12 protein-coding genes are annotated in these 9,699 nt (G+C 34.6%); 5 read left to right on the top strand and 7 right to left on the bottom strand.

The window, feature by feature from the left end:
* The 4 genes from A2U94_RS22265 to A2U94_RS19020 all read left to right on the top strand — a co-directional run.
* Positions 1-136 (top strand): HNH endonuclease (locus A2U94_RS22265; RefSeq protein WP_353611599.1); only part of this gene is annotated, 136 nt, incomplete at its 5' end.
* Between the two features lie 110 nt (positions 137-246).
* Positions 247-735, top strand: a complete 489-nt coding sequence (locus tag A2U94_RS19030; RefSeq protein WP_025909218.1) for a C40 family peptidase — start codon at positions 247-249, stop codon at positions 733-735.
* Positions 736-749: 14 nt separating this feature from the next.
* Positions 750-1,331 carry a YddI family membrane protein gene (locus tag A2U94_RS19025; RefSeq protein WP_025909217.1) on the top strand — a complete coding sequence of 194 codons (582 nt, stop codon included), beginning with the start codon at positions 750-752 and terminating at the stop codon, positions 1,329-1,331.
* Between the two features lie 10 nt (positions 1,332-1,341).
* Entirely contained in the window at positions 1,342-2,229 is an 888-nt protein-coding gene (locus tag A2U94_RS19020) for a hypothetical protein (RefSeq protein WP_025909216.1), read from the top strand.
* Positions 2,230-2,876: 647 nt separating this feature from the next.
* Here the strand turns inward: A2U94_RS19020 and A2U94_RS19015 are convergent.
* From A2U94_RS19015 to A2U94_RS19000, 4 genes are all read right to left on the bottom strand, one after another.
* Positions 2,877-3,278, bottom strand: coding sequence for an ankyrin repeat domain-containing protein (locus A2U94_RS19015; protein WP_025909215.1), 402 nt, complete (start codon positions 3,276-3,278; stop codon positions 2,877-2,879).
* Between the two features lie 93 nt (positions 3,279-3,371).
* A complete protein-coding gene (locus A2U94_RS19010) occupies positions 3,372-3,734 on the bottom strand; it encodes a hypothetical protein (RefSeq protein WP_025909214.1) in 363 nt (120 codons plus the stop codon).
* Positions 3,735-5,348: a DUF6792 domain-containing protein gene (locus tag A2U94_RS19005; RefSeq protein WP_025909213.1), complete on the bottom strand. Its 1,614-nt coding sequence runs from the start codon at positions 5,346-5,348 to the stop codon at positions 3,735-3,737.
* Entirely contained in the window at positions 5,341-6,027 is a 687-nt protein-coding gene (locus tag A2U94_RS19000; RefSeq protein ID WP_025909212.1) for a YvcA-related protein, read from the bottom strand. The genes A2U94_RS19005 and A2U94_RS19000 overlap by 8 nt, the downstream gene beginning before the upstream one ends.
* Positions 6,028-6,318: 291 nt before the next feature.
* Here A2U94_RS19000 and A2U94_RS18995 point away from each other — a divergent pair, with 291 nt between their 5' ends.
* Positions 6,319-6,612, top strand: a complete 294-nt coding sequence (locus A2U94_RS18995) for a WXG100 family type VII secretion target (protein WP_025909211.1) — start codon at positions 6,319-6,321, stop codon at positions 6,610-6,612.
* A gap of 269 nt (positions 6,613-6,881) precedes the next feature.
* Here the strand turns inward: A2U94_RS18995 and A2U94_RS18990 are convergent, their stop codons facing one another.
* The 3 genes from A2U94_RS18990 to A2U94_RS21980 all read right to left on the bottom strand — a co-directional run bounded on the left by A2U94_RS18990 (position 6,882) and on the right by A2U94_RS21980 (position 9,007).
* Complete coding sequence (locus A2U94_RS18990; RefSeq protein ID WP_025909210.1) at positions 6,882-7,664, bottom strand: MBL fold metallo-hydrolase; 783 nt, start codon at positions 7,662-7,664, stop codon at positions 6,882-6,884.
* Positions 7,665-7,839: 175 nt separating this feature from the next.
* Positions 7,840-8,262 carry a helix-turn-helix domain-containing protein gene (locus A2U94_RS18985; RefSeq protein WP_025909209.1) on the bottom strand — a complete coding sequence of 141 codons (423 nt, stop codon included), beginning with the start codon at positions 8,260-8,262 and terminating at the stop codon, positions 7,840-7,842.
* A gap of 145 nt (positions 8,263-8,407) precedes the next feature.
* Positions 8,408-9,007, bottom strand: coding sequence for a hypothetical protein (locus A2U94_RS21980; RefSeq protein WP_025909208.1), 600 nt, complete (start codon positions 9,005-9,007; stop codon positions 8,408-8,410).
* Positions 9,008-9,699: the final 692 nt, after the last annotated feature.

The following is a 9,699-nucleotide window of genomic DNA, read 5'->3' as shown; positions in this document are numbered from 1 at the left end:
TCACGTTAAAAGATTAAAAGATATAAGGAATAAGCCGAACAAGTCTTCTTTAGAAAAACGAATGGTCGCGAGGAATCGCAAGACTATTGCGTTATGTAAAGAATGCCATATTAAAAGGCATAAAGGTGAAGTCTAGCAGGTGACAGATGGAGAGCCGGATACATCGAGAGATGTAAGTCCGGTTCGGTGAGGAGCATTCGAAAACCTACTACAGAAATGTAGAAAGGCGTTGGATGCTTACTCTACTTGTACGTTAACGCGGTTTTAAAGTATTACACAGGAACAATCACAGCTGATGGGAAACCGGCAGCTCCTGCGAGTGGAGGAAGTGGTGGGAAATCGGGTGTGAAAGTGATTGACGCAGGCAAAACGTTGATTGGTAAAACACGATACGTCTTTGGTGGTGGACGCTCTCAATCTGATATTAACGCAGGACGTTTCGATTGTTCAAGTTTTGTCAGATGGGCATTCGAGCAAGTAGGAGTGAATGTCGGTCCAATGTCAGGAGTAACAACCGATACACTCAAAACACAAGGGCAAGCAATCAATCCAAAAGACATGAAGCCTGGGGATGTAGTGTTTTTTGATACCTATAAAATAGACGGACACGTTGGGATATACGTCGGCAATAATCAGTTTTTAGGCTGCCAAGGAAAAACAGGTGTAGCCATCGCAAGTATGGCAAAAGGAACGTATTTTGGTGAACGATTTAATGGAAGAGTAAAACGATTCTAAAAGGAGAAAAGGCGATGAAAAATAAAGCAGCACTACTATTTGGAGCGCTTGCCGTTGTGGTGGCAGGCGTAACCATTTTCAACATTTACCTGAACCACAATATCTCCAACACAACAGCTTCGAAACAAATTCAAGTCACGAATGAAAGCTTACAAGAAGAAAATAAAGAGTTAAAAAAACAACTAAGTGAAGTTCGTCCTTCTGCCCAAGAACAACAAAAACGAGATTACTTGAATACGGTGAATCAATTCATCGATGTGTCTTATCATCGTGAAAAAGATGGATTTGAGGAACGAAAAAAGATCGCAAAATCAATCATGGACAAAGAACTTTATGAGCAATTTTATCCTTCTGAAAAGTTTGTATATGGAGACAGTTACACTTCAATTCCAAACGATGTACAGCTTTATGTACAACAATATGATGGAGGGCAAGAAGAGGTCGAAGTCATTGCTGAATTTACGAATCATCTTGTCATAAAAGATGAGAATGTCGACGATCAAACGCATGACATTATTAAAGTTTCTCTACGAAAAGAAGAGAATAAATGGGTGGTTTATAGTATCGAAGAATTGAAAACAGAAATCATGAAATGAGGTGGAGCAGATGGCATTTAAGAAGCAATTTGAAGATTATCGATTTAATTTAAATCGCAATCGGTCATGGAAGTATACAGCCATGTTGATCTTTTTCTTTATCGGTTTTTTATCCTTACTGACATCGAAATTCTATTTAAAAACAGAAGATCCTTTGTATCATACGAAAACCTATGATGCCATTTCTTCTAACATAACAGGAACCGTAACTATTGAGAATCGTGTGTATCATCCGGCTAATGCCTCACTGGATATGGTCATCAAAATGGATCAAACGGATGAAGAAGAAGTAAGCTTTGTTGCACAAGAAAAAGCGAATCCAAACATCAAATTACCTGTTCATTTATTGTATGAAGATGATGGCTATTATGTGGTAAGAATCAGCAATCTATCTCCACATTGGGAAGCACTTGCCTTTGATCTATATCAAGAAAATGAAGAAAAAGAAACGATAAACGTGGATGATGTAACGAGTGATTCAGAAACAGATTCAACAGAAGAAATAGATGCTCATGGGTTAATTACGACGCTCTATTCTGACCAACGAAAAACGAAAAGTGAAGAAGGGAAAGAAACAAAAAACAAACAGGAATATGCGCTTTTGGTCAATGGTTTAGAGAAACAGTTTGTCAAAAAGAAAATGAAAAACTATGAAAAAGCAATCACGGTAGAAGCCAAACATAAACGCCAAACGCAACAAGAAATGAACGAGTTACAACGTGATATGAAGTACCAAGTGAATGAGGAAAAAGCTGATACGGAATCAAAAATTGCGATGAAAAAGGATGCCATTCAGTCGAGTGATGCAAGCATTCAGCTCTATAAAGATGAACAAAAAAGTTTACAAGAAAAGCTCCAAAAATTGAATGAAAAGCAACAAGATTTAGCCATGAAGTGAAAAAAACAGGGGGACGCAAAGGGGACATGGCTCCAAAACAGGGGGACATAAAGGGGACATTGGGATTTTAAAAGGGGACGTAAAAGGGACGTACACCAAAAAAAGGGGACGCAAAGGGGACATTTAGCGATTTTCTTTGTACCCACGGTTTTGCTAGGCTCTGCCTAGCCCCACACCTATGGTGGGGGCAAAAACCCCTTATGCTCTTCTCTTTTTTAGGTGAAATGGGCATTACTACAAAACAGAGGCCGGATAAAGTAGACATCAACATTTGAAATATTGATTAAATTACGGTTAAAAGCCGTTAAAAAATTTGATAAATTAGTGAAGGAAAAAAGATTTCTCATTAGGGAATTTTAAAAGGTTGGCTTAAAGAGAGGGAAGGTACTGAGAAAGAAAAATGACGATAACAAAGGGAAAAAGGAGGGAAATCATAAAATGGATTTTCGGGACTTTTAGCACGGAATAGTGGAGCACATTCTAAAAAAACGGAGTACAATACGGGAAATGGAACATTAAAAAAAGCAAAAATTTGAAGGCGAAAGAAGAAATGAAAAGTCCTCTTTTTTTATACTACGATGGTAGAAGGGGAGAAGAAGCAACAGGCAAAACAAGGTGAAGCTCTTTTAGTTGTATAGGATCCATATTCATAAATTCATAATTAATCCATCGAATATTATAAAGACTTTTTCTCTTTCCATCTTGCGAGCAATGTATATAATCATTAAATATTCAGCAATTTCTGTCTGTCCTCTTTCAATAGCAAATGCATAAGCATCCGTATCTTTCATGTTATCACCAGAGAATAATATAGATATATCTATATTATTCTCAATTAACAATTTAACAATCTCAAAATGACCACCATATATTGCAGCAAACAGAGGATTTCTATCTGGTTCACTCGTATCTATCTCAACATTCTGGTTAATGAGGTATTCGGCAATATCTAAATTCCCATAAGCTGCTACATGTAACCATGTACCAAAGGGTGTTATCCATGTTAACATTTCTGGTTCTTTCTCAAGTAAATCTCTTAACGTATCCACTTGTCCACTTTTTATAGCACATCAACAGCAACGACCCAGGAAAAAGAGAGAAAATAAAAAAGCTTGCGTTCACATACCTGAAGGTTTGAATTGCTATTTTAGTTCGTTGTCATCCATAGATTCTTTGTACTGAATTTCGTACTCTCTTTTATGCATGTCTTTAATCGAATAAACAAGGCTCATAATATGTTGAAACGCCCCAGTATCATACTGCTGGGCTCTTATCGTATAACCTCGTTCTGCTGATTCTAACTTACTTTTAACCGCATCCGCAAACTCACCTGTTTGATGCTCTAAATAGGTTTTGACGTGCCAAAGTTTTTGATTTACTTCTTTATCTTTTTTTATTAATTCTTTAATGCGTTTCGCTTGTTCATCTTTAAAGCCGTCACTATCAAATTCGAACGTGTACTTTCCGTTCGTCGTACCTGTTCTCGTAAAGTCCAAATCAAACAATTAAATTCCCCCTACTACTTCTTTCATACTCTTAATATCTGAGGCCACAGATTCGTCAGCTTCCATCATCTTCTCAAAATTTTGAAAGAATGTTTCAAGGAATGTTTGGAAATATGTAATCTCCTCTTGAATAGAAGAAATAATCTCTTCAATAGGGGTAAATACGCTATCATCTAGAGGGTCAAACGTTTTGTCAAACGTCACTTTTTCAGCTACACGCTTTTGTCCAAACCAAGCCAGTGTAGCTCCATCTTTATCGGCTTTTTCCATAAATGCCTGAGGAGAAGCTTCTTCTCTAGACATTTTTGTTTTTAGCTTTTTCTTCTCAGCCTCAAAAACTTCGTCAATCTCCTGATGAAGATACTGCTTTAACGCCTTCAAATTTGTCTCTTTTTCTTTAATGGCGTTTGCACAGTAATACACAAATTTCTTCATTTCCTCATAATCTAGCAAAATCTCTTCCTGAGACCCTGAATCAAAAATTTGATAATACGTCTTCATTTCATTAGCTTCCGTGTATTTTACAACGTAGTTAATTCCGTGGAGTTTTGCTTGGTCTTTTTGAGATATTCCTTTAAAAACCTGTGAGAGACCCCCGGGACTAGTTAGTAAATTAACTCCGCCCGCTGCGCCTAAAGCAACTCCAACTTTAATCTCACCTAAATGAAGAAAAGGATACTTTTTTACATGCTCAAGGTATTGCTCACTCTTATTAGGAAGGTCGAGTAACGTTTCCTGTTTTACATGATCATTTGCAAACCCTAAGCCACCTAGTATCGTTTTTACTCCAAGATTATAGCGAAATTGGTCTATCATATACACTGGATTCCATTTTGCTTCTTTCTGAAAAGGATATTTCCCAATGTTAATCATTTCTTCTTTATCTAGATCTCCAAGCATGGTTACTTTGTTACCTGCATACCAGCTTCCAGGAAAAGATTGTGCATGCATGGGTTCACCTTTTACCCAAGTATGACTGATTTTAGATTTTTGTTTTTCGTAGTAGGTGTTGGCTAGTTTTATTAGCCTTTTTGAAGATACATTACTTTCCTCTCCTACTTGATGCTCAACGTACCTTGCAAAACTACGATCAAGCTCTACTAGTTGCTTTACATTAACTGGTGCATCATTTAAGCCTCTTATATCTACAAAATTCTTAGTTACCAAGCTCAACGTCACTATAAGATGGCCTCCCAATGAATGCCCATCCCCATACCTTTTTATTTTTACATTTGAGCCTTTTAAATTAGCCTCCACTTTTTTATACATTTTTACTGCATCATTAATTTGCGCATTGTCTTTTCCAGCCCCAACACCTAGAGCATCATAAACAACATCTCCAAAATCTTTAGATGGCTCAGTTCCTCTGAAAATATAATAGACTTCATTAATATTTCGTTTTTCATCATAAAAATGAATAGCAGCACCGTCAAAACCGGACTTTTTTCCAATTCCCATATCTGAGCTACTGTAAATTTCAAAATTAGGAATTTCTTTTCCTGTAGTTTTTTTGTATATCTCTCTAATTTCTATTTCTTTACCAGATAAGTTTTTGTATTCAAGTTGAGTTATTTTATTTCTTAAATTATCATCCAAAATGCGCTTCTCATTCATATTTTTTCCCCTCATTGAAATGAATACTATTCAATATTTCTACAAACCACTCTCTTTTCTCAGATTCCTTACCAACTTGGTTATTTAGACTATCATCAAACCACAATTCAATTACTTTATTAGAACGCTTATCTGCTACGTATGCTATGTATGTATTGGGAGCATGTTTATTCTCATCATGGATAACATGTTCTTCTGTCCCCTTAAAATAGAGATAACCTGTATCATAATATATACGAGTGTTAGCTGTTTCCAACTTCTCAGGTTTATTTACTCCGAACTCATCTTTAAATAAACTCTCTACGTAAATAGATTCATCATCAGGGTTACTCTCTGATAACTTTACTTGTAAATAGTTTAGTTGACTTTCTTCTTTATGCTTCTTAGCTGATGTAGCTTTCCATCTTTCATAAAAGTCTCCATCTTTAACATATTGCTGTTCATTGTCATGCAATAACTGATACTCCTCCGGAAACCACATGGTATACTGACCTGTCTTTGACTTAAACTCATAAAATCCATCGTCCACTTTTTTATCTTTGTTCAAGAATTCACGTGTAAAGTGATCATCAAATGCAGGGACATCTGGGTAACGACTTTCGTTTATCATCCATATTCCTCCTATTAAAATAGCAGTTCCGGCAATGACTGCACTAATTATTTTCGTACGTTTTTTCATCATCGCACACCCTTTTACTTATGTTATGACCTATGTTTGATACATGTTTGATACTATCATACTTATAATGGGAGAGTCATAAGTATAATGAATCAAAGATCCACATTTAGGAAATGGTTATTTTTCACTATTAAACACTCTCGGGCTCTTTGATAAACATTAAACTCTTTGCACCAGAACCAAAAAATGGATATATATGCTTGTTTTTCTATTTTTCATACATAAACTTTGACCATCCATCCATTGTTCCTTAAAATTGTAAGGAATACATAAACCAAGGGAGAGATGTATATGTCAGGAATTATTCGCGTAACACCAGCTGAACTTCGTGATATGGCAGGTCGTTATAATAATGAAAGTGGTCAAGTTCAGGAGTTAGTAAGCCGCCTTGATACAATGAAAAGCCAACTTCAAGATATGTGGGAAGGGGCTTCAAGTGAAGCATTCGCAGCTCAATACGAAGAATTAAAGCCTTCTTTCGTAGAAATGTCTAACTTACTTACTAAAATCGCTAAGCAATTAGACGATTCTGCAAATGTTCTTGAAGATACAGATAACCAAATCGCTAGCCAAATTCGCGGTTAATTTCATCTAATAATCTAAATGAAGTAATAAAAGGAGCCTCAAGCATAACTTGGGGCTCCTTTTATTATTTTTCGTCATTATATAATTTACTTTTTTACCGTACCAAAAGGTACACCTTTTTAGACAATAATAAAGTTAACGATAAAACGTCTATTTAAGAATAAAAATAAACCTTTTTAAACGAACAAAAAATAATAGATCTTATTGGACAGTTTGTCATATACTTGAGCTGTCTAATAAAAAGGGCACTTCAAATGAAGTGCCTTTAATTAAAACTGTATACTAAATCCTTTAAACTCGTGTATCCCTGTACCAAACGTAACAAGTTCGTTTTCCTTTAAAAATTTAACTGCAAATTTTACTTCTTCTAAAATCGTCGGCTTAAGCCCCAGCGTATTGTGAGAACCAAAAATAAGATTAACATTTTTTATATTTGCTATTTTCTCTAATGAATTCACTAAATCACCAGGACTCGTTGAAGGATAAAATGCATAAATAGGGGTTTGGTCATAAAGTAAGTCCCCCGTAAATAGATATCCATTTATAGCATCATAAATAGATAAATGTCCTGGAGAGTGTCCTGGGGTATGATGAATAATCAACTTTCGATTCCCTAAATCAATAACATCTTGATCTTTTAATAATCCAGTTGGAACTCCTTGAAAAGGTTTATATGTTTCAGGATTAAATGTTTGAGGTGTGGGAAGTGTAATATCTCGATTAATGTCTTTTCTTATCTGCTCTATAGGCAACCCTTGAATACCATTAATTAACCAATCTTTATCTCCTTCATGAACGTAAATTTTATCAAATTCTCCATGACTCCCAATATGGTCGACATGAACATGAGTAGTAATAACCTCGATTGGTAGATGGGTTAGTTTATCTGTAATTCTCTTTATACTATCAATTCCAAGACCTGTATCTACAAGTGCAGCCTTCTCTTCTCCAATAAGCAAAAAAGAATGGACTTTTTCCCAATGTCCATATTCACTAATAGCATAAGTCTTGTCATCAATTTTTTGAATTGTAAACCAAGGGTCTTTAATCATAAAAAAACCTCCAACATAGTGACTTACTACCAAACTTCTCTATGCTTGTAATTATGTCCTCTTAAAACCTTCAATCACCCATAAAATAGAGTGCATACCATATAAAAAATCAGTTTACATAAAACCTTTTCTAGGCACAAAAACAGGCTTCAAGTTCTCTTAAAGCCTGTTTTACTTACCTTTCTTCTTTAAAATCCTTTTTTATAGTCCAAAACGTTTTCTTTAAATCATCATAAAAAAACATCGTTAAGAATCCTAGTATTGTAACACCAGCTGAAAATGCACCTAAATCTAAAAATAATCCTACAAATACAAGAATGATTCCAATCATAAAACCAGGGTCTGATAAATCCTCAATTTTATTCTTTTTTTGATCTATTACTATTTTTTTCTGAAAAGAATGATCACCTTTAATTAGTTCATCTAACGTCACATTATATAAATCACTTAGCTTAATAAGATTTTCAATATCGGGATACCCTTTATTATTTTCCCACTTATATACAGCTTGCCTAGATACATTCATTTCTTGGGCCAATTCTTCCCTAGAAAGATTTTTTTCTTCCCTTAGTCTTTGCAATTGTTCTCCTAAGTTCAACTTAACCACCTCTTACGCCCACTTTATAACAAATATGTAAAAACTTCCACAAACGCTTAGTAGTAGGCTGTAAACCATTGGTTTACATAATCCACGTTATAGGTAGGAAAAGACGTTAGAGCATTAATCTAACATCTTTTAGTATTTAATTTATCTTAAAGAAATCTTCAATCATTTGATCAGTTTCATCAGGACTTCGTAGTTCGACTATATTATCATTTTCATCATACGTATAATGATTCTTGAATTGGAAGGGCATAGCTCCATATTGTTTTTCTACTTGCTCCAATACTTGATGAAAGCAGTTATAATTGTATTCCTTAATTAGATAAGGTAATCCACTTGGTGAACGCAAATATTCGTATTCCTTATAATTGTAGGGGGTGTGTTCAGGTCTCTTTATCAAGATTTTCATGAAATGATTCATAGTTTTACTTATTTCATGTTCTTCAACGTATTTCACTAAGCCACGTACAGCTATTAATTTCATTTCTAAATCTCGCTCTTTCTTATAGGCCTTTTGAAAAAATTCATTAAGCTGAGAGTTATAGATATCTCGTAAGACTAAGAGTAATTTATGACGTAGGGAAATGTCCTTTACGTTGAAATATAAATACCTCAAAGGTTCAAGATCCTCGACTTCCACTAATTTTGGCTCTAAATTAAAAATTGATTCTCTAAAATCCATATTACCTTCATAAAAAGAACCAGTTTCGTAAGCACTAGATAAAGCTTTATTTATCAATCCAAATCCTCCTAGAAAATTAAAGATATATATAATTAAACATACTTATGATTAATTGTATATGATATACAGATCTAGTTTACATAAACACTCTTTCCGGAACACAACCCAAAAAAGAACCCTTGGTAGGCAAGAGTTCCGGATAAGGAGTGTTTTCTGATTTATGCAGCTTTTTATACATCCTTGATATGACTGGTTTTTCCCGTTTGCCAGTTGAGAGGAGAATGTATGTATAAAAAGTCTGCTATTTATACATATGCTTTTTTTAAAAAAACATAGTCATTATAGAAAAACATGTTATTATTTATGTACTAATATTTCTACCTCATAACAAATATCAGCTGTAAAAAGCAACCTTGGGCTTATACATGTTTATAGGTCATTTAAAAATCTTTAACTTCTAAGTTAATTCCATCTACTTTATTTTTATAAATAAAAAATGAAACCTGAATTATTCATACCCAAATACAAAATCCCACAGGAAAGGCGATTTATCGGCTTTCCTGTGGGATTCTCTTTTTCACTAAAAAAATGAAAAAAGAATCCATTTCTGTTAAGGTTAAATCGACTAAGAACTAACCAAAAGAAAGGATTCTTCTCATGATTAGATTACCGCAAACAACACTTCATTTCAATCACCAACTCAAATTAACTCACGATGGAGGCGAACTTTCTTCCGATACTGGCCAATT

This window comes from Bacillus sp. VT 712 (genome assembly GCF_001614195.1).
Lineage (GTDB): Bacteria > Bacillota > Bacilli > Bacillales > Bacillaceae_H > Priestia > Priestia flexa.
This window is presented reverse-complemented; position numbering and strand designations above follow the sequence as displayed.

Excerpts from the sequence above, each read along its gene's own strand:
- A2U94_RS19025 (WP_025909217.1), top strand. The coding sequence starts at position 750 with ATGAAAAATAAAGCAGCACTACTATTTGGAGCGCTTGCCGTTGTGGTG.
- A2U94_RS19020 (WP_025909216.1), top strand. The coding sequence starts at position 1,342 with ATGGCATTTAAGAAGCAATTTGAAGATTATCGATTTAATTTAAATCGC.
- A2U94_RS19005 (WP_025909213.1), bottom strand. The coding sequence starts at position 5,348 with ATGAATGAGAAGCGCATTTTGGATGATAATTTAAGAAATAAAATAACT.
- A2U94_RS19000 (WP_025909212.1), bottom strand. The coding sequence starts at position 6,027 with ATGAAAAAACGTACGAAAATAATTAGTGCAGTCATTGCCGGAACTGCT.
- A2U94_RS18995 (WP_025909211.1), top strand. The coding sequence starts at position 6,319 with ATGTCAGGAATTATTCGCGTAACACCAGCTGAACTTCGTGATATGGCA.
- A2U94_RS18990 (WP_025909210.1), bottom strand. The coding sequence starts at position 7,664 with ATGATTAAAGACCCTTGGTTTACAATTCAAAAAATTGATGACAAGACT.